17 protein-coding genes and 3 pseudogenes are annotated in these 17,350 nt (G+C 66.9%); 8 read left to right on the top strand and 12 right to left on the bottom strand.

Going from position 1 to position 17,350, the window contains the following annotated elements; genetic code table 11:
- Positions 1 to 24: 24 nt before the first annotated feature.
- The 5 genes from ESZ60_RS18255 to ESZ60_RS18235 are packed head-to-tail and all read left to right on the top strand — an operon-like array spanning position 25 to position 5,047.
- Complete coding sequence (locus ESZ60_RS18255; RefSeq protein WP_134682140.1) at positions 25 to 1,203, top strand: aldose 1-epimerase family protein; 1,179 nt, start codon at positions 25 to 27, stop codon at positions 1,201 to 1,203.
- Entirely contained in the window at positions 1,200 to 1,952 is a 753-nt protein-coding gene (locus ESZ60_RS18250) for an SDR family NAD(P)-dependent oxidoreductase (RefSeq protein ID WP_134682139.1), read from the top strand. The genes ESZ60_RS18255 and ESZ60_RS18250 overlap by 4 nt, the downstream gene beginning before the upstream one ends.
- Positions 1,953 to 1,962: 10 nt before the next feature.
- Positions 1,963 to 3,159, top strand: a complete 1,197-nt coding sequence (locus ESZ60_RS18245) for a CaiB/BaiF CoA transferase family protein (protein ID WP_134682138.1) — start codon at positions 1,963 to 1,965, stop codon at positions 3,157 to 3,159.
- The gene (locus tag ESZ60_RS18240; RefSeq protein ID WP_134682137.1) at positions 3,159 to 4,283 is read left to right on the top strand and encodes a type 2 periplasmic-binding domain-containing protein; all 1,125 of its coding nucleotides are present in this window, start codon (positions 3,159 to 3,161) and stop codon (positions 4,281 to 4,283) included. The genes ESZ60_RS18245 and ESZ60_RS18240 overlap by 1 nt, the downstream gene beginning before the upstream one ends.
- Positions 4,280 to 5,047, top strand: a complete 768-nt coding sequence (locus tag ESZ60_RS18235; protein ID WP_134682136.1) for an enoyl-CoA hydratase/isomerase family protein — start codon at positions 4,280 to 4,282, stop codon at positions 5,045 to 5,047. The genes ESZ60_RS18240 and ESZ60_RS18235 overlap by 4 nt, the downstream gene beginning before the upstream one ends.
- 324 nt (positions 5,048 to 5,371) lie before the next feature.
- Here the strand turns inward: ESZ60_RS18235 and ESZ60_RS18230 are convergent, their stop codons facing one another.
- From ESZ60_RS18230 to ESZ60_RS18200, 7 genes are read right to left on the bottom strand one after another with little or no spacing between them, the layout of a single operon-like run.
- The gene (locus ESZ60_RS18230; protein ID WP_134682135.1) at positions 5,372 to 6,529 is read right to left on the bottom strand and encodes a BatD family protein; all 1,158 of its coding nucleotides are present in this window, start codon (positions 6,527 to 6,529) and stop codon (positions 5,372 to 5,374) included.
- Positions 6,523 to 7,134, bottom strand: a complete 612-nt coding sequence (locus tag ESZ60_RS18225) for a hypothetical protein (RefSeq protein WP_134682134.1) — start codon at positions 7,132 to 7,134, stop codon at positions 6,523 to 6,525. The genes ESZ60_RS18230 and ESZ60_RS18225 overlap by 7 nt, the downstream gene beginning before the upstream one ends.
- Positions 7,131 to 8,012, bottom strand: a complete 882-nt coding sequence (locus tag ESZ60_RS18220) for a VWA domain-containing protein (RefSeq protein WP_134682133.1) — start codon at positions 8,010 to 8,012, stop codon at positions 7,131 to 7,133. Before ESZ60_RS18220 ends, ESZ60_RS18225 begins: the two co-directional genes overlap by 4 nt.
- A complete protein-coding gene (locus tag ESZ60_RS18215) occupies positions 8,009 to 8,935 on the bottom strand; it encodes a VWA domain-containing protein (protein WP_134682132.1) in 927 nt (308 codons plus the stop codon). Before ESZ60_RS18215 ends, ESZ60_RS18220 begins: the two co-directional genes overlap by 4 nt.
- The gene (locus tag ESZ60_RS18210) at positions 8,932 to 9,270 is read right to left on the bottom strand and encodes a hypothetical protein (RefSeq protein ID WP_134682131.1); all 339 of its coding nucleotides are present in this window, start codon (positions 9,268 to 9,270) and stop codon (positions 8,932 to 8,934) included. Before ESZ60_RS18210 ends, ESZ60_RS18215 begins: the two co-directional genes overlap by 4 nt.
- Positions 9,260 to 10,105, bottom strand: coding sequence for a DUF58 domain-containing protein (locus ESZ60_RS18205; RefSeq protein ID WP_209021357.1), 846 nt, complete (start codon positions 10,103 to 10,105; stop codon positions 9,260 to 9,262). Before ESZ60_RS18205 ends, ESZ60_RS18210 begins: the two co-directional genes overlap by 11 nt.
- The gene (locus tag ESZ60_RS18200; protein ID WP_134682130.1) at positions 10,099 to 11,061 is read right to left on the bottom strand and encodes an AAA family ATPase; all 963 of its coding nucleotides are present in this window, start codon (positions 11,059 to 11,061) and stop codon (positions 10,099 to 10,101) included. Before ESZ60_RS18200 ends, ESZ60_RS18205 begins: the two co-directional genes overlap by 7 nt.
- Before the next feature lie 309 nt (positions 11,062 to 11,370).
- Here ESZ60_RS18200 and ESZ60_RS21925 point away from each other — a divergent pair, with 309 nt between their 5' ends.
- Entirely contained in the window at positions 11,371 to 11,589 is a 219-nt protein-coding gene (locus ESZ60_RS21925; RefSeq protein WP_134682129.1) for an integrase core domain-containing protein, read from the top strand.
- A 190-nt stretch (positions 11,590 to 11,779) separates the two neighbouring features.
- On the opposite strand, the gene ESZ60_RS18190 is transcribed toward ESZ60_RS21925, so the two are convergent.
- The 5 genes and pseudogenes from ESZ60_RS18190 to ESZ60_RS21920 form a co-directional block, all read right to left on the bottom strand.
- Positions 11,780 to 12,400 carry an SDR family oxidoreductase gene (locus ESZ60_RS18190; RefSeq protein WP_134682128.1) on the bottom strand — a complete coding sequence of 207 codons (621 nt, stop codon included), beginning with the start codon at positions 12,398 to 12,400 and terminating at the stop codon, positions 11,780 to 11,782.
- Between the two features lie 62 nt (positions 12,401 to 12,462).
- Positions 12,463 to 13,401, bottom strand: a complete 939-nt coding sequence (araH, locus tag ESZ60_RS18185; protein ID WP_134682127.1) for an L-arabinose ABC transporter permease AraH — start codon at positions 13,399 to 13,401, stop codon at positions 12,463 to 12,465.
- A 9-nt stretch (positions 13,402 to 13,410) separates the two neighbouring features.
- The gene (gene araG, locus ESZ60_RS18180) at positions 13,411 to 14,871 is read right to left on the bottom strand and encodes an L-arabinose ABC transporter ATP-binding protein AraG (protein WP_134682126.1); all 1,461 of its coding nucleotides are present in this window, start codon (positions 14,869 to 14,871) and stop codon (positions 13,411 to 13,413) included.
- On the bottom strand, positions 14,811 to 15,356 hold the full coding sequence (locus ESZ60_RS18175) for a type 1 periplasmic-binding domain-containing protein (protein ID WP_245155773.1): 546 nt from the start codon (positions 15,354 to 15,356) through the stop codon (positions 14,811 to 14,813). Before ESZ60_RS18175 ends, araG begins: the two co-directional genes overlap by 61 nt.
- A gap of 38 nt (positions 15,357 to 15,394) precedes the next feature.
- Positions 15,395 to 16,049, bottom strand: a pseudogene (locus tag ESZ60_RS21920) (transposase); the annotation flags it as partial.
- A gap of 517 nt (positions 16,050 to 16,566) precedes the next feature.
- Between ESZ60_RS21920 and ESZ60_RS21460 the strand changes: the two are divergent.
- Positions 16,567 to 16,890: pseudogene (locus ESZ60_RS21460) on the top strand (IS6 family transposase); the annotation flags it as partial.
- A 327-nt stretch (positions 16,891 to 17,217) separates the two neighbouring features.
- Positions 17,218 to 17,350, top strand: a pseudogene (locus ESZ60_RS21455) (IS256 family transposase); the annotation flags it as partial.

Genomic DNA, 17,350 nt, shown 5'->3' with positions numbered 1-17,350 from the left:
CCGCTCCCTCCAGGACAAGACAAGATGGTAGAACTTTACGGCAAGCGCTTCACCCGGCGCGAGATCGAGGCCGCGAGTGGCGGACTGTCCCATGCCGCCGGCGTCCGGCTGATGGAGCTTTCCAATGGCCAGGAACGCGGCAACCGCATGCTGGAATTCCGCAGCGGATCGGGGCTGCGCTTCACCGTGCTTCTGGACCGCTGCATGGATATCGCCGATTGCGAGCATAATGGCCGCGCCATCGGCTGGCATTCGCCCGCGGGTTTCCGCCACCCTTCGCTGTCCGAATACGAGGGCGAGGGCGGCCTGGGCTGGATGCGCAGCTTCTCGGGGCTGATGGTGACCTGCGGGCTCGATCATATCCTGTTCATGAACGAGGTCCCGACCGACAGCTATGTCTATGGCCCGCGCAAGACCGCCTCGCATTCGCTGCATGGCCGCGCCGGCACGCTGCCTGCCCATCTGACCGGCTATGGCGAGCGCTGGGAGGGGGATCGCTGCTTCCTCTGGGCCGAGGGCGTCGTCACCCAGTCCGCCGTCTTCGGCGAGCATCTGGAACTGCACCGCCGGATCGAGATCGAGGTCGGCAGCGATGAGATCCGCCTCTCGGATCGCGTCGTCAATCGCGGCTTCTACCGGACGCCGCACATGTATTGCTATCACGTCAATGTCGGCCATCCGGTGCTCGAGGACGGCGCACGCTACCTCGCCCCGATTGCCGAGACGGTCTGGGCCGCGCATCAGGACAGCTACCAGGCGCAGGGCGTCGGCTATCGCAGCCTGACGGGGCCCCGGATCGATTTCCACGAACAGGTCTGGCAGCACGAGATGGTTGCCGATGAGGCGGGCGAAGTGCCCGTCGCGCTGGTCAATGACCGGCTGGGCCTCGGCTTCATGGTGGTGACCCGCAAGGACCAGTTCCCCTGCCAATATGAATGGCAGAACCTGCAATCTGGCCAATATGCGCTGGGGATCGAACCCTCGACCAACCATGTTCTGGGCAATCTGGTCGCCCGCGAGCGCGGCGAGATGATCTGGCTGAACCACGGCGAGGAACGCGCCTATGACAGCCGCTTCACCATCCTGCCCGATGCCGATGCCATTGCCGGGGCCGAGGCGCGCATCCGCGCCATCCATGGCCAGCCTGACACAGACTATCCGCAACCGACCGGAAATTTCCGCAGGATCGAGGACCGCCAATGAGCAATCTCACCGGACGCCGCATTCTTTATACCGGAGCCTCGGGCGGGCTGGGGCACGAGACCACCCTGCAGCTCCTGCGCACGGGGGCCGAGGTCATCGTCCTCGACCGCGACCCGACAAAGAACCGCGCCCTGATCGCCGACACGCCCGGGGATCTGGCGGCGCGGCTGCAGCTGATCGAATGCGACCTGACCGACAAGCCCGCGCTGCAGGACGTGCTGGACCGCCTGACCGCCGAGCGCGCGCTGGATGCGGTGATCAACAATGCCGCGATCTATCCCTCGAAGCCTTTCGAGGAATACAGCCTCGAGGAACAGGCGCTGGTCCATGCCGTCAATGTCGAGGCCGCGCTGATCTGCACCCGCGCCGCCCTGCCCGGCATGCGCGCACAGGGCTGGGGCCGGATCATCAACATCACCTCGATCACCCTGACCGGCGGCTGGGAGAACCTCGTTCCCTATGTCCAGTCCAAGGGCGCGCTGCTGGGTCTGACGCGCGCCTGGGCGCGGGAATTCGGCAAATGGGGCATCACCGTCAACGCGATCGCGCCGGGCGCCTTCCCCACCGATGCCGAGAAGATCCATCCCGATCCCGAGGGCTATACCGCGCGGATCATGGCCTCGCAGGCGATCAAGCGCCGCGGCCATCCCGGCGACATCGCCGCGACGATCCGCTTCTTCCTGTCCGACGAGGCCGGCTTCATCACCGGCCAATCCCTTGCCGTCGATGGCGGCTGGACCATGCATTAAGGAGACTATCATGGGCATTCTCGACGGGATCACCGTCCTCGACTGCTCGATCGCCATGGCCGGCCCCTTCGCGGCGCAACGGCTGGGCGATCTGGGCGCGGATGTCATCAAGATCGAGCCTTTGGCGGGCGAATGGCAGCGCCACGCTCCGGCGGGCGGGATCACCGGGAACAAGATCAACGTCTCGTTCCTGTCCTTGAACCGCAACAAGCGGTCGCTGGCGGTGGACCTGAAATCCGAGGGCGGCAAAGAGGTGCTGCGGAAACTGGTCGAAACGGCGGATGTCTTCATCCAGAACTACCGCCCCGGCGTCGCGGCCCGGTTGGGCGTCGATTACGACAGCCTTGCCGCGATCAATCCGCGCCTGATCTACGTCTCGATGTCGGGCTATGGCGAGGACGGACCCAGCGCGATGCGTCCCGGTCAGGACCTGCTCTTGCAAGCCATGTCCGGCGCCATGCTCTCGGCGGGCCGCGCGGGCGAGCCCCCGACCCCGGCGGGGCAATATCTGGTCGATGCAATCACCGCCTATACCGCCTTCGAGGGCGCGCTGGCGGCGCTGTTCCACCGCGAACGCAGCGGCGAGGGCCAGAAGGTCGAGGTCAATATGCTCGACGCGATCACCACGATCCAGATGCAGGAGCTTTCGGTGTTTACCGTCGGGCAGAAGCCGCAGGCGCGTTCCGCCGAACCCCATGCCCATGTCTATATCCGTTCGCCCTACGGGGTTTTCGGGACGAATGACGGCAAGTTCATCGCGCTCGCGATGCCGAATTTCCCAGGCCTCGCGCGCGCCCTCGACGAGCCCCGCCTTGCCGGACTCGACGAGATGAGCGCCGGTTGGGAGGACCGCGACGCGACCTTCGCGCTGGTCCGTGATGCCATAGCCAAGTTCAGCCAGCCCGACGCTCTGGCCCGGCTGGAAGCCGAGGGGATCTGGGTCGGCCCGGTCTATGGCTATGCCGATCTCGTGGCCGATCCGCAGATCGCCCATAACGGCACCTTCATCGAATACGACCACCCGACCGAGGGCCGCGTGAAGACGCCGGGCTTTCCGATCCGCTTTTCGAAATCGCCGTCCGAACTGCGCCGCGGCGCGCCCCTGACCGGCCAGCATACCGCCGAGGTGCTTGCCGCCGCAGGCTATGACGCGGCCCGGATCGAGGCCCTTATCACCCAGGGCGCCGTCGGCCGGGGGGAGCCGTGATGTTTCGCGGATTGACCTGGGACCACCCGCGCGGCCGCCACGCGCTCGAAGCCGCTGCCGCCCGAGGCGGGCCGATCAGCTGGGATGCGCAGCCCCTGGAGGGGTTCGAAAGCGCCCCGATCGGCGAACTCTGCGCGCGCTATGATCTGGTCGTCCTCGACCACCCCCATCTGGGCGAGGCGCTGGCGCTTGGCTGCCTGCGCCCGCTCGACGAGGTGTTCGCGCCCGAAGATCTCGCCGCCATCGCGGCGCGCGCCATTGGCCCCAGCATGGAAAGCTATGTCATGGCGGGCCGACCCTGGGCGCTGCCGCTTGATGCCGCGACGCAGGTCATGGCCCGCCGCTCGGACCTGGTCGGGGCAGCCCCCCGCACATGGGACGAAGTGTCCGATCTGTCGCGCCGGACCGGCAAGGTCGCGTTGTCGCTGGCGGGACCCCATGCCTTTTTGTCCTTCCTCTCGGTCGTGCAGGCGATCGAGCCGCAGCTTGACCTGCGCGACGGTGATCGCTGGGTCGGCGACGCAACGGCCAGCCGTGCCATCGCCCTTCTGGCGGGTCTCGCCGCGCGCAGCCCGGCCTCGGTCGCGGCGCTGAACCCGATCGGCATTCTCGAGCACATGTCGGACGGGAATGACGACGTGGCGCTTTGCCCGCTGATCTATGGCTATGTGAACTACGCGTCGCCGTCCCGCGCCGTGCCGCTGGCCTTTTCGGACGCGCCCCGGATCGCGACCTCGGGCAGCCCCGGCTCGATCCTTGGGGGAACGGGCATCGCGATCTCGACCCGCTGCGCCGTGGACGAGACCCTGCGCCGGCATCTTCTGTGGCTGATGAGCCCGGAGGTGCAGCGCGGCTTCATCCCCGAGCATGACGGCCAGCCCGGCACGCGCGAGGCCTGGCTTGATGCGCGCGTGAATGCGCGCACGGGACGCTTCTTCGCAGCGACCGCGGAAACGCTCGACGCCGCGTCGATCCGGCCGCGTCATGACGGCTTCATCGCCTTCCAGAGTGCCGCCTCGGCCGCGCTGCGCGAGGGCTTTGCCACAGGCACCCCGCCCGCAAGACTGGCGGCACGGCTCGCCGAGCTTTTCCACGCCTCGCACAAGACGGAGATCCCCGCATGACCGCGCCCCTGACATTCGAGATCGAGGGGCAGGTCGGCATCATCACCTATAACCGCCCCGAAAAGCTGAATGCGATGACCCCGGAGATGGCCGCGCTGATGGTCGAGGCGGTCGCCCGCTGCAATGGAGACGACACGATCCGCGCCGTCGTTCTGACCGGCACGGGCAAGGCCTTCTGCGCGGGCTCGGACATCTCGCTGCTCGACAGCTACGCGACCCCTTGGGATTTCCGCAACCGCACCGAATATTGCGACGCGCTGCGCGCCCTGCGCAAGCCGTCGATTGCCGCGATCAACGGCTATGCCTTTGGCGGCGGGCTCGAGATGGCGCTGTCCTGCGACATCCGCATCGCCGCGGAAACCGCACGCATGGCCGCGCCGGAAATCAAGCTGGGCTGGATCGGCGGCGGCGGCATGACCGCGTTGCTGGCGCATTCCATCGGTCCCTCGAATGCCGCGATGATGGTGATGACCGGCGAGCCCGTCGACGCAGAAAAGGCCCTGGCGTGGGGGCTCGTCAGCGAAACCCACCCGGCCGAGGAACTGCGCGCCCGCGCCGTCGAGATCGCGGCCACAATCGCCGCCCGTGCGCCCATCGCCGCCGAAACCGCCAAGGACAATCTTGCCGCAGCCTTCAACATGCCGCTCGAGCAGGCCATCGCCTATGAGCGCGATCTGCAGACCATCTGCTTTGCGACCGAGGACGCCAACGAGGGCCGCGCCGCTTTCGCCGCAAGACGCCCCGCTTTGTTCCGCAGGCGCTGAGAAGTCCCCCCGTCTGCGGAAAAGCCTGGGCGATCGCGCGCGAAATCCTGTCTGCGATGGCGCTTCGTCTGAGCCTTGGCCAAAGACTGCGCGCGTCCCGTCGCGGCTGACCCCGGGTTCGGCATCCCCGGTAAAAGCTCGCCCCTCCCCCGGAGGTCAGGGCGGAGATGATGATTGGCCTTCAATGCCGCACCGGCACACGGGATGGCATCCGACGATGCATGGCCGCCCGCGCCAGGCGAGAGGCATGGCGACCGAAGCGGCAGCCTACCCCGCTTTTCTCCGTGTCGGAGTCACCGCCCGGTCTCGAATCGCAGATCGGCACTATTGCCGTCCGGTCAGAGCGCGCAGGAACGCTGAACGGTCAAACTCCACGGGCGACGGTCCGAAGAGTGCATGATCCAATGTCGCAAGCGCCTCGCGCGGCGGGCAACGGCCGACGGCATCCTCTGCCTGGACGAAATCCTGGGCCACCCGGCGCAGGGCAAACAGGTCGGGCTGAGCCGCGGCGGCCTGCAAGGCAGGCAGATGAGGGTTGGGTCGCCAGCGCCGCCAGCCCAAGGCAAGCACGGAAAGTGGCCGCGTCCTCTTGCCCCACAGCATCGCGACCAGACCCGCAAGCCCGCCTGCCGCCAATACCGCCAACATCGACCAGGCCGTCGCCTGCACCGGCCGGGCCGAGCCACCGATATTCTGCTCGAGCCTGCCATAGCCGAAAGGGATGGGCTGGGTGATCTCTCCGCGCAACTCGCGCTTGTTGGTGTCGAACCAGGAAAAACGCATCGGCGGCAGGGTCCCCTGCTCGCCTGTGATGGGCCTCAAACTCCACTCCCATTGCACGAAACCGACCGGGCCGCGCTCGGTCAACCGGGTCTCGCGCTTCTCGGGCGAGGTGAAGCTGATGAGCCAGGGCGCGCGCAATTCGGGGCGCGCGGGCAGAAGATGCGCCATCGTGCCCTCGGCGGTCAGGGTAATGCGGCGCAGGATGGTCTGATCGTCGCGGATCCGCGCCGGATCGGCGGAAAGCTCGTCCGTGACCTTCAGACTGCGCGCGACCAGAGGCCGCCCAGGCGCGGGATAGGGCTGGATCGGCAGGCGGACCTCAGCCGCTGTGACCTCGACCCTTTGGCGGGTGTTCCCCTCGGCCTTGGTCAGCACATGGGTGACCGGGCCCAGCGTCAAGGTCCCGGCCTTCCGGGCAAAGACGGCGATGCGGCGCTCGAAGATACGCCTTTGCCGGCCGCCCACACGCTCGTCGCGCCAGTCATCCGGCCCGAGTTGGATCCAGTCGTAATCGGCCGAGTCGGGAAACTCCATGTCCTCGAGCGTGATCCAGCCGGTATATTCGCCGCGGATGGTCAGCGGAATGATCTCGCCGATGACGGGGCGAGCCTCGGGCAGGATCAGGCGCAGGCTGTCCTGGGCGAAGGCCGGCGCGGCCAGCACAAGCACCGCGAGACACGCAAGCAGTCGGATCACCATGGGTCCCCCTCGGCCGGGCGGATCAGACCCAGGGCGGCGCGGCGGTCGTACTCGGCCTTGAGGCGCAGTTGCAGGAACTCGCCGGGATCATCGTTCAAGGCGGCCAGCCAATCGTCGCTGGCGGCAAGGCCGCGCGCCTCGACATCGCGCTTCCAATGGATCGCCAGCATCCCGGCGGTGGTGTTCTGCGGCAATCCTCCGGGTCCCAGCCCGCCGGCCGCCGCGATCCGGCCCGGAACGAGGCTGTCCCCGCTCTGGGGCGGGATCATCGCGGCGACGAGGTCGCGATTGGCGCGGGCCTCGGAATCGGCGGGGTTGGAGAACAGGACGGCGTCGAAATAGCCCTTGGAAAGCAGGTAATCGCCGGTCGCGGCCAGGCTGAGGCCGCGATTGTAGGTCTGCGACCCGCCGGCCTGCGCGAAACCGCCATCCGCGGCGCGATAATCGCCGGCGCGATAGGACGCGACCGCCTTCTCGGCAATGTCCGGCAGCAGGAGGGTCGCGAGGCCAGGCAGACCCGCGAGCAAGGCGATGCGCCCCAGCGCCTGCGGTCCGGCCAAAGCAAGGCAGGCCATCGCAAGCACGAGCAGGGACCAGCGCCTCATGCCTGCCTCCGGAAGCGGGCCAGCAGGGGCAGAAGGGCCAGCGCCGCGATCCAGGGGCCGAGATCGCGATAGCGCAGCATCGTCAGCTCGGCATTTCCGGCAAGGCCCGCGCGCTCGAGCCCCGCGATCACCGCCTTCGGAGAGGTGGCGGCGGCACTGTCTTCCGGCCCGAGCCTCGCAAGCGCGGCAGCATCCGTGCCCCGCGTGCCGTCGAGGCTGAGCACCCAAAGGCCGATGTCGTTCTGCGCCAACCGCGCGGCCTCGGCGCGGGCGGCGGGCAACCCAGCTCCGCCCCCATCCGAGATCAGCACCAGGTCGGCCCGCCCGGTCCCGGCCAGCATCTGTCCGGCCAGCGCCATCGCGGCCGCCGGAGAACTGCCCTGATCGGGCATGGTCTGCGGGCCCAGCACCGCGATCAGGCTGTCGAGGACCCGCGGATCGGTGGTCGGGGCCGCGGCGGCATAGGCCTCGCCGGCATAAAGGATCAGCCCGACCGGACGACCCGACAGGCCCGCGACCATCTGCGCCGCGGCGGCCTGCAGGTCGGCCAGCCCGCGCGGTTCGACCCCGCCGGTCACCGAAGCCGACAGATCGAGCGCCAGCAGCACTGCATCGCTCTGGGCAAAGACCGGCACTTCGGCGCGCGGCAGCGCGGGTCCCGCAAGCCCCAACGCCACCGCCGACGCCCCCGCCACGGGGGCCAACCGTGTCATGCGCCCGCGCCGGTCCAGCCAGCCAAGCGCCGCCAGCCCGCCCAGCATCCGCGCCGAAAGCACCGCCTGCCAGCCGCCTGCATCCACGCCCCTGCGCCACAGCCACAGCGCGAGCGCCGCCAGCAGCGGCAGCGCCAGAAGCCACCAGGGACGCAGCAGGATCATCTGCGCCTCATGGCCAGGCCGAGCATCGCGGCCAGAGCCAACAGCGCGGGCCAGGTCCACAGGCCCTGCAGGTAGTGCAAGGGCGGGCGCTCGGAGGGATTGGGTTCCAGCTTGTCCAGCGTCGCGGCCATGCGGGTCAGGTCCTCCATCCCGCGCACGCGAAAGCTGGTGCCGTTCGCGGCCGCGGCGACCTCGCGCAGGGTCCTGGCATCCACCGCATCGCGCGAGGTCGGGGCCGTCTCGAGGTCGTCGGGGCCAAGCGCGATCGTATGGGTGCGGATGCCGTGGCGGGCCGCCAGCCGCGCCGCGTCCACCGCGCCGACCTTGCCCGAGGTATCCACCCCGTCCGACAGCAGCACGATCACGCGAGAGGGCGCATCGCTTTGCGCAAGCCGGCGCGTCGCCAGGCCCAGCCCGTCCGAAATCGCGGTCGCCCGGCCGGAAATGCCGATCTGCGCCTCGTCGATGGCGCGGGCGACGGCTTCGACGTCGAAGGTGACCGGTTGGGCGAAATAGGCGCGGTCGCCAAAGACAACCAGCCCGATCCGGTCGCCCTTGCGCGCCGCGACAAAGCGCGAGGCCACCCGCTTGACCGCGTCCAGCCGCGAGATCGGCTGGCCGTCCAGCGCGAAATCCTGCTTCTCCATGCTGCCCGACAGATCCAGCACCAGGACGATGTCCCGCCCCGAGGCCGGCAACGCCGAGCTTTGGCGCTGCACCGCCGGGCCGGCCAGTGCCAAGACCAGCGCGACCCATGCCAGCGCGGTCAGCGCGACGCCCGACCTGCCCGTGCTGGCCGGGGCGATCCCGTCATAGACATGCCGCGGCACCCGCAGCCCGCCGCGCGTGGCCGTGGCCGGCAGCAACCGGGCGAGGAACGGCAGCGGCAGCAAAAGCAGCGCCCAGGGAAAGGTCAGCGTCATCGCGCCCGCCTGTGCCGATTGGCGATGCGCTCGAGCGTCGCCATGGCCGGGGGCGGCGCCGCGCCATAGGCCGAGGGGCGCAGCGCCTCGGGCAGGCCGCCCAGGATGCGGGCCACCGCAAGAAGCCTTTCCTGCGGCGGCATCCCGCGCGTCGCCCGGATCCGCGCGCGCCGCGACAGGCGGCGGCGCATCAGGGGCGCAAGCAGCAGGGCAATCCCCAGGCCCAGCAACAGTCCAAGCCCGAAAAGCCCCAGGAACTCGCGCCAGCCCGGGTCCGTCACGCCGCCCGGCAGGCGGCTGGGCGCTAGGGCGGCGATCAACTCGTCATGCGTCATCGGGCAGGACCAGGTGCGGCGCGACGCCAAGCTTGCGCAGATCCTCGAACAGCGGCTGCTGATCTAGGGCCCGGATCCGCCCCACCCTGCTGGCCGAGCCGTCGCTGACCGAGAGCGTCGCGCGCGGCGGCTGCGTCTCGCAAGGGTCCAGCACCAGATGCACCTCGACCCGCCTGCCGCGTGCGAGTTGGCCGAGGCTGGGCCCGATTCCGGCCAGGCCCTCGGGGCCGGTGGCGATGTGCACCCGCCCCCCGGCGGCGGAATGACGCAAAGCGAGCGCGAGGATCGGTGCCAACGGCGCGGGCCGCTGATCGTCTTGCTGCATCAGGGCCAGATCGTGGTGATCCGCCAACAACCGGGCAATCTCGCGCATCTGGGTCTGACCCGTGCCGCCGGCCAGCCGGGCCGGAGCCGCGTCGCCCGCGACCAGCAACCCGACCGATCCGTCCCGGTCGACGGCGCGCCAGCCCAGAACGGCCAGGTGGCGCGCCGCCCGGACAGAGCGCAGCGCCGTGCCGGTGCCCCAGAGCATCGGCCTGCGGAAATCCGCGATCAGCAACGTGCTGTCTTCGCGGTCGTCGTGGAAGCTGCGCACATGCAGATGCCCGGTGCGCGCCGAGGCGGCCGCATCGATACGGCGCGGGTCGTCCCCTTCGGCGAATGCCCTGATCTCGCGCAGGTCGATGCCCTGCCCGCTGATCCGGGACGGCAGGGCACCCGGGCGGCGGCTGCTGGGGCGCTGGCGGGCGGTATGGATCGGCGGGCGCAGGGCCAGCAACTCGGCCGGGGTGAGCCGCAGGCCGGGATGGTCCAGCGCGCGCGGCAGGTCTACCACGGCCGGACCTCGCGCAGGACGTCCGCGATCAGGCTGCGGGCGCTGTACCCCTCGGAGATGGCCCGCCAGTTCGGGATCAGGCGATGGGCCAGCGCATCCTGGGTCAAGGCCTCGACATCCTCGGGCAGGCCGTGGTCGCGGCCCTGTAGCCAGGCCCGCGCGCGCACCGCGGCGGCCAGCGCCAGCGTGCCGCGCGGCGAAACGGGATGCTCGACCCATTGCGCGACGGCCCCGCCGTGCCGGGTCGCCATGACAAGCCGGACGATGAAATCCTTGAGCGCCGGCGCCAGGTGGACGCGGGCCGCCGCCGCGCGCGCGGCATGAATCTGGTCGATGGCGATGGGCATCGGCGGCGCGGCAGGCGGCGCGATCGCCTCGGCCTCGACCAGATCGAGGATGCCCCGCTCGGCCTCGGCATCGGGCATGTCGAGCGCGAGGTGCAAAAGGAAACGGTCCATCTGCGCCTCGGGCAGCGGAAAGGTCCCCTCATGCTCGATCGGGTTCTGGGTCGCGACGACCATGAAGGGATCGGGCAGCGGCCGGGTGATCCCGCCCGAAGTCACCTGCCCCTCGGCCATGGCCTCGAGCAGCGCGGATTGCACCTTGGGGGGCGCGCGGTTGATCTCGTCTACCAGGACCAGGCTGTGAAAGACCGGGCCGGGCACGAAGTCGAAGCTGCCGCTTTCGGCGCGGAAAATCTGCGTCCCGGTCAGGTCCGAGGGCAGCAGGTCCGGCGTGCACTGGATCCGGGCATGGCTGCCCGGCAGATGCGCCGCCAGCCGCTTGACCGCGCGGGTCTTGGCGATGCCCGGCGGCCCCTCGAGCAGGACATGGCCGCCTGCCAGAAGCGCGATGACCAGGCGCTCGGCCAGCCTCTCATGACCGACGAGGCCACTGGCGACATCCGTGGCAAGCTGCGTGACCGGCCCGGCCGAAATCGATTCAAGCTGCGTCATTGTCCTTCTCCCCCCGGCATGCTGACCCGATGCGGCTCCTCATTCCAACCGCGTTTCGCTGGACATCAGCCAAAGGGCGGATGCTCGCGCGTCCGGATCGCCACACGAGCAGCCTTTGCCGTCGATGCGATGCCTATGGCGTTGCAAAGCCACTGACCCGCTCCCGGCCTGATCTGCCATTCCGATCGCGCCGTGCCCGTGGTGACGACCGAAGGCTGTTGGATGTCTGGAAGGCGCAGGCCTTAATGAGCGGCAAAGGAACTTGTCTCGAGTTCATGCCGGTCCGCGCCAGCGAAGCGAATTGATCCGGTGGATCGTTATCAGGCGCAGAACGCACCGATGGAAAGCGTCTTCAGCACGCTGAAGGACGAACTGGTCCATCGCACCCGATTCAGGTCCCGCCGAGAGGCCAGAGCCGCCTTCAGCGAGTACAGCGCCATCTTCTACAACCACCGCCGCCCACACTCGGCATGGGCTGTCGCACCAAAGCGGACAAGGATCGACATGCCCACCGCAATGGCCGCATAGTAAAGATCGGCCCAGTCCGGGATCATTAGGCTATGTCACCGGTCGCCGGAGACATGGGTCGCGATCAGCGCCGAGGGGACGTCTTCACAGGATGATCGCGGCACCGTTGTCGGGCAGGTCTCGCTATTTCATTGAGCCCGTCTGGCCTTGCCCTTGATAACGGGCTCCCTCGAACCACTTGGCAACGCCGTCAAGCGTGTTGAAGAATGCTCAGCCCGCCATCTACGACCAAACAAGATCCGTTCATGAAGGGGGGCTCATCCGAGATCATGAACAGTGCGGCCTTGGCTATTTCCGAAGGTTGGGCAATCCGGCCTGAAGGATGCAGCGCCAGGGTCTCGGCGCGGGCCTTGTCCGGATCGGGCGCGCTGTTCCACCAGTCCCGCGTCTTTTGCGTCTCGACATAGCCCGGTGCCAAGGCGTTCACCCGCACCGATCGATTTGCATATTCCAGGGTGAGCGATTTCGTCAGCCCCAGCAGGGCATGTTTCGCTACCAGGGTCTTGCCCTCAAGCCGGACCTCTTGCCGCGCCCCGTAACGGAACGCGCCGTCATGCCCGAAACTCAGGGTCGCGGCACTTGGGCTCTGGTCCTCGATTTGCCAATCGGCCAGCCAGCCATCGCCATGCAGGTAAAGCGGATCCTCCGTATTGGAGGGCAGGCTATAGGCCCGGCCCCCAAAGCGGAATTGGTTTCCCGCCAAGCGGTTGCAAAGCGGCGCCATCGGGAAATAGGCCTGATCGACCGGCCCGCCCCTTGCGACGGGCGCAGAAATGCCCGCCCCGCCGCCGTTTCCGCATAGGTCAGGCAAGCCCCCGCGGTCGAAAGGCCGACAGTCAGGTTGCTATTCGCCGGACGCAATTCACGGGCCATCTACCTGTGGCCCAGTGCACTGGAACGCAGGTTGTCGAGCAGCACCGCGAGCAGCAGGATCACCCCGCGCACGAGATATTGGTAAAAGGCCGGGATATTGAGCAGGTTCATCGCGTTCTCGGCCATGCCCATGATCATCACGCCGACGATCACGCCGGTCATCGTGGCGCGGCCTCCGGCCAGAGAAACTCCGCCCAGCACGCAGGCCGAGATCACCGAAAGCTCAAGCCCGACGGCGGCATTGGGCTGGCCCGAGGTGATGCGCGAGGTGAGCAATATCCCTGCGATCGCACAGGCGAGGCCCTGTAGCGCGAAGATATGGATGCGGGTGCGGTCGACCTTGACGCCCGCAAGGCGCGAGGCCTCGGGATTGCCGCCGATGGCAAGGGTGTTCTTGCCGAAGACCGTACGATTCAGCACGAATCCGAAGAGCGCGAACAAAGCGACCAGCACCCAGATCGGGGTCGGGATACCGGAAGGTTTCGACAGAGCGGTATTGATAAAGGCAGGGTCGTTGATCCCGACCGCCCGCCCGTCCGAGGCGATCAGCGCCAGCCCGCGCACGACCTGCATGGTCGCGAGCGTGGTGATCAGCGTGTTGATGTTGAACTTGGCGATGACGAAGCCGTTGATGAAACCGACAGCCCAACCGCAGGCCAAGGCCGCCAGCAGGCCAAGCGGGATCGAGCCCGTCGCGTTCGAGACCATCACCGCGACCATGCCGGTGAAGGCCACGGTCGAGCCCACCGACAGGTCGAAATCCCGCGCCGCAAGGCAGAACATCATGGTGCAGGCGACGATCCCCGCGGTCACCACCGATTGCAGCAGGCCCAGCATGTTCCGCTCGGTCAGAAAATTCGGCACCAGGACCGAGACCAGCGCAAAGGCCAGCGCGAAGATCACCAGAAGACCCTGTTCGCCGAGCAGCAATTTCTTCATCTTGTTTCCTTACGATGCGAGGCTTGCGCGGTCCGGCAAGGCAGCGGAGAGGATGGCGGCCTCGTCGAAATTCGCGCGCGGCAGCTCCGCGCTGATCCGGCCTTCGCACATGACCAGAAGGCGGTCGCAGATCCCCATGACCTCGGGCAGTTCCGACGAGACGACGATGATAGCCATGCCGCCCTCGGCCAGTTGATAGAGCAATTCGTAGATTTCGGATTTCGCGCCGACATCGATCCCGCGCGTCGGCTCATCCACGATCAGCACGCGGATGCCCTGCTCCGAAAGCCAGCGGCCCAGAATGACCTTCTGCTGGTTCCCGCCCGAGAGGTTCAGAATGTCCTGATGCCGCGAGGGGGTGCGCACGCGCAGCTTTTCGATGAAACGATCGGCGGTCGCGGCCTCAGCGCGGGGATTCAAGATGCCCCAGCGGCTGGAATGGCGGCGCGACGAGATCGTGATGTTTTCCTCGATCGAGCGGCCCTGCACGATCCCGTCATGCTTGTGATCCTCAGAACAGAGCACCAGCCCGGCGCGGATCATGCCATGCGGGTCGCTGGCCGCGACCGGCTGGCCGTCCAGAAGCACGCGCCCCGAAGGTCGTGGATCGGCCCCGAAGATGAGCCGCATCAGTTCCGAGCGCCCTGCCCCGATCAACCCGAAAAAGCCAAGGATCTCGCCCGCGCGTAGATCGAACGAGGCGGGTCGGGGCAGGTTCTCGCCGCTGATCCCCTCGGCCTTCAGGCGGGTCTCGCCCAAGGGACGCGGATGCCAGCCCCATATGTCGCTGATCTCGCGCCCGACCATCTCGGCCACGATCTGCTCGCGGGTGACATCGGCGAGGACCGGGTGATGCACGGCAAGGCGGCCGTCGCTCAGAACCGACATGCTATCGCAGAGGTGAAATATCTCGTCGAGGCGGTGCGAGACATAAAGGATGACCTTGCCCTCGGCCCGCAGCCGCTCGATCAGCCGGAACAGCACTTCGCTTTCATGCGAGGACAGCGACGATGTCGGCTCGTCCAGCGCGATGACGCGGGCGTCGAGCATGACCGCCTTGGCGATCTCGACCATCTGCCGCTCGCCGATCGAGAGCCTCTTGACCTTGCGGCGCGGATCGATCTCGATCCCCGCCTCGCGCAGTCGGCGCGAGACATGTTCAATCATGCGGCGGCGCGAAATCACGCCCGCGCTGGCCGCAAACCGGCCCAGCGTCAGGTTATCAGCGACGGTCAGTTCGGGAACAAGCTGCAATTCCTGGTGGATCACGATCACCCCGGCGTCAAAAGCGTCCCGCGCCGAGGCATAGACTAGCTCCGTGCCGTCGATGCTGATGCTGCCGCCATTGGCCGCGAGATCGCCCGAGTGAATCTTGATCAGCGTGGAACTTCCCGCGCCGTTCTCGCCCATCAAACCATGGACCGCACCCTTTTCGACGCCGAAGCTGGCATGGGTGGCAAGGGGACGCATTTCCGCGCCCCCTCACGAGAGCACTCGATGCCCAGGTCCTTGCGGACGGCGACATAGGTGTCACCGGTCGCGAGCGAGCCAGCAGTCAAGATCAGCGGCTCGGGCGAGGCGTCATTCGCGACCCAGTTGTACATGTTCAGCGCGGTCTCGTAGCCATGGCGCTTGGGCGAGATGATGACGGTGCCGACAAAGCCGGTGGGCGCGGGCTTCTTGAACTCGTTGATCGCGGATTCCGCGCCGCCGATGCCGACCCCGATCACGTTCTCGGCCGAAATGCCGACGCTTTCGCTGGCGCGGACGGCGCCCAGCACGGCCTCGTCATTCAGGCCGAAGGCGACCCAGTGCTTGATCTCGGGATGGGCGTTCAGCACCGTGGTCGAGGCGTTCAGCGCCGCTTCCGTATCGGTCTTGGCCTGCGGGGCGTCGAAGATATTGGCCGCGGGGAAGCCGCTGGAAAAGACCGCGCCGAGGCCGTGCGCCTGCATCACGAGATCGTCGAGGCCCTGCGGATGCGCGACCCCGAGCCCAGAACCTCGCGCAGGCCATCTCGGGTGACGCCGAGCGCGACATACACGGCCTTGTTCTTCACCGTCCGGCTGTCGGCATCGCGGATCTTCACCCGCAGGGCATCGAAGATCACGATCGGATACATCCGCTCCAGCGCCCGGCTCTGCCATTCCCGAACCTCATCCAGGACGGCGTCGGTGACACGGCTGTTCAGATCGGGCGAGACCTTCAGGCCATAGAGATCGAGCAGATGGGCCTGGATATCCCGAACTGTCAGCCCGGCCGCGTAGAGGCCGATGATCTAGTTCGTCGGGAAAACAGTCCCCCGGACTGTTTTCTGTTCCGCCTCACTCCATCCCGTCGATCCGGGTCTGGCCCTTCTTCACCAGCTCCGGCTCGAAGCTGCTGTCGCGGTCGCGGGGCACCGCAACGGTCATCTCGCCGTCCTGCCCCTTCAGCACCTTGGTCGAGGCGCCATTCCGGCGATTGCTCTGACCCGGAGGGGCCTGCTTGCCATCTTCATAGCCAAGATGCGCCGTCAACTCGGCGCCCAGCATCCGCTCCATGAGCTTGATCTTCAGCTCTTTCATCAGCCCGGTGTCGCCGAGCAGATCCTCAGAGCACTCAACACCCTTCAGCAGTTCGTCGAGGATTTCCTTGGAGATCGTCATGCATGCTTCCTTTCGATGAAGCATGGACCGGATCAGTCATACACAGAAGATCGGACGCTCTCGAAACGCGGCGGCTCTTGCGAATTTTAGGCGAGGCTGGCTGAGGCCTTCCATTAGCCGACACTGCGTCCAGATGCCGGACCGAGCCCGCCGGCGACGGCGGCCATGACCAATCCGGGTGGCTTGGCGATCCGTCGCCGGATGATCTCCTCGGAAACGTCAAGCCCGAAGCAACCACTCTTGCACCTTGCGCAAGCTGAGACTGAAGCCGGCACAGAGCCATACGGAGTGGGGCAGGAATTCGGGCGGGAATCGTGCCGCTTCTCGCTGTTCGGCGGTTGGGTCATGCGCACGGGCTGAAATCGCCCCGACGCCAATGACAGGATCAGTTAACGTGACCTCACCGTTATTTATCCTGACCGAACGAAGACAGTTTTCAGGGTGATGCTCGACGTTTCACGCGCGGGCACTGCACTGTCAAATTGATGGGCGGGCTACACTCGGATAGCGCTTCGGCATAAGAATTCCGTCCTCAATGCCGCGCCTGAAATGCTGTCGCTATCCGCGCGAAATCATTTCCTGCGCTGTCTGGCTGTCACATCGTTTCGCACTGAGTGCGGCAAATGTTGAATATCTTCTGGCCGAGCGATGTCGTTGTCAGCCGAGAGGCTCTGGATCAACCGCTTCGTTACCTATTTTGCCATCTGCTTCCGTCGCAAGCGTCCAAGGCCGAACGACAAATGGCACCTTGATGAGGTCGTGTTTTGATCAATCCCGCAAACACTGGCTCGGGCGTGCGATCGATGCCAGCGGAGGGATCTTCCGGTCCCGGCGCTCCGCCTTTCCGCAGTCTCACACATGCAAGGGCCGATGCCTTCGACATAAGGCTGGGCGATACTGCAGAAATGCAGGCCTGATCGCTAGAGCCCGTGGACATTTATCGGGATGCGATGATGGTCGCGGCGAGATGCCAGTTCGCGGCGTAGCTACAGGCGGTTTTTTCGTAGCGCGTGGCTATGGCTCGGAGCTCGTTGATCTTCGCGAAGAAGTTCTCGACCAGATGGCGCCGTTTGGAGTAACGGGCGAAATTTGGTGATGGCCTGAAGGGTGGCATATCAAGGCGGTGTTCAGATGCCGTCAATTCTCAGCAGGGAAAAGGATACGCCACATGTCATTGACTACCATCATGCAGTTGCCCGATCCATCCGGATTCAGCGCAGACCCGTTCACCGATATTATTCGCGAGGGCGCGCGCAAGCTGATCGAGCAGGCCATCCAGGCGGAACTCGCGGCGTTCATGG

The organism is Paracoccus ravus (assembly GCF_004522175.1).
Classification (GTDB): domain Bacteria; phylum Pseudomonadota; class Alphaproteobacteria; order Rhodobacterales; family Rhodobacteraceae; genus Paracoccus; species Paracoccus ravus.
The sequence above is the reverse complement of the archived record's forward strand: the minus strand, read 5'-3'. Positions and strand labels throughout refer to the sequence as shown.

What these genes read in the sequence shown, in the direction of transcription:
- ESZ60_RS18200 (WP_134682130.1), bottom strand. Translation starts at nt 11,061, where the DNA reads ATGACGCAGCTTGAATCGATTTCGGCCGGGCCGGTCACGCAGCTTGCC.
- ESZ60_RS18220 (WP_134682133.1), bottom strand. Translation starts at nt 8,012, where the DNA reads ATGATCCTGCTGCGTCCCTGGTGGCTTCTGGCGCTGCCGCTGCTGGCG.
- ESZ60_RS18250 (WP_134682139.1), top strand. Translation starts at nt 1,200, where the DNA reads ATGAGCAATCTCACCGGACGCCGCATTCTTTATACCGGAGCCTCGGGC.
- ESZ60_RS18225 (WP_134682134.1), bottom strand. Translation starts at nt 7,134, where the DNA reads ATGAGGCGCTGGTCCCTGCTCGTGCTTGCGATGGCCTGCCTTGCTTTG.
- ESZ60_RS18240 (WP_134682137.1), top strand. Translation starts at nt 3,159, where the DNA reads ATGTTTCGCGGATTGACCTGGGACCACCCGCGCGGCCGCCACGCGCTC.
- ESZ60_RS18255 (WP_134682140.1), top strand. Translation starts at nt 25, where the DNA reads ATGGTAGAACTTTACGGCAAGCGCTTCACCCGGCGCGAGATCGAGGCC.
- ESZ60_RS18215 (WP_134682132.1), bottom strand. Translation starts at nt 8,935, where the DNA reads ATGACGCTGACCTTTCCCTGGGCGCTGCTTTTGCTGCCGCTGCCGTTC.
- ESZ60_RS18175 (WP_245155773.1), bottom strand. Translation starts at nt 15,356, where the DNA reads ATGCAGGCGCACGGCCTCGGCGCGGTCTTTTCCAGCGGCTTCCCCGCG.
- ESZ60_RS18235 (WP_134682136.1), top strand. Translation starts at nt 4,280, where the DNA reads ATGACCGCGCCCCTGACATTCGAGATCGAGGGGCAGGTCGGCATCATC.
- ESZ60_RS18210 (WP_134682131.1), bottom strand. Translation starts at nt 9,270, where the DNA reads ATGACGCATGACGAGTTGATCGCCGCCCTAGCGCCCAGCCGCCTGCCG.
- ESZ60_RS18245 (WP_134682138.1), top strand. Translation starts at nt 1,963, where the DNA reads ATGGGCATTCTCGACGGGATCACCGTCCTCGACTGCTCGATCGCCATG.
- araH (WP_134682127.1), bottom strand. Translation starts at nt 13,401, where the DNA reads ATGAAGAAATTGCTGCTCGGCGAACAGGGTCTTCTGGTGATCTTCGCG.
- ESZ60_RS18230 (WP_134682135.1), bottom strand. Translation starts at nt 6,529, where the DNA reads ATGGTGATCCGACTGCTTGCGTGTCTCGCGGTGCTTGTGCTGGCCGCG.
- araG (WP_134682126.1), bottom strand. Translation starts at nt 14,871, where the DNA reads ATGCGTCCCCTTGCCACCCATGCCAGCTTCGGCGTCGAAAAGGGTGCG.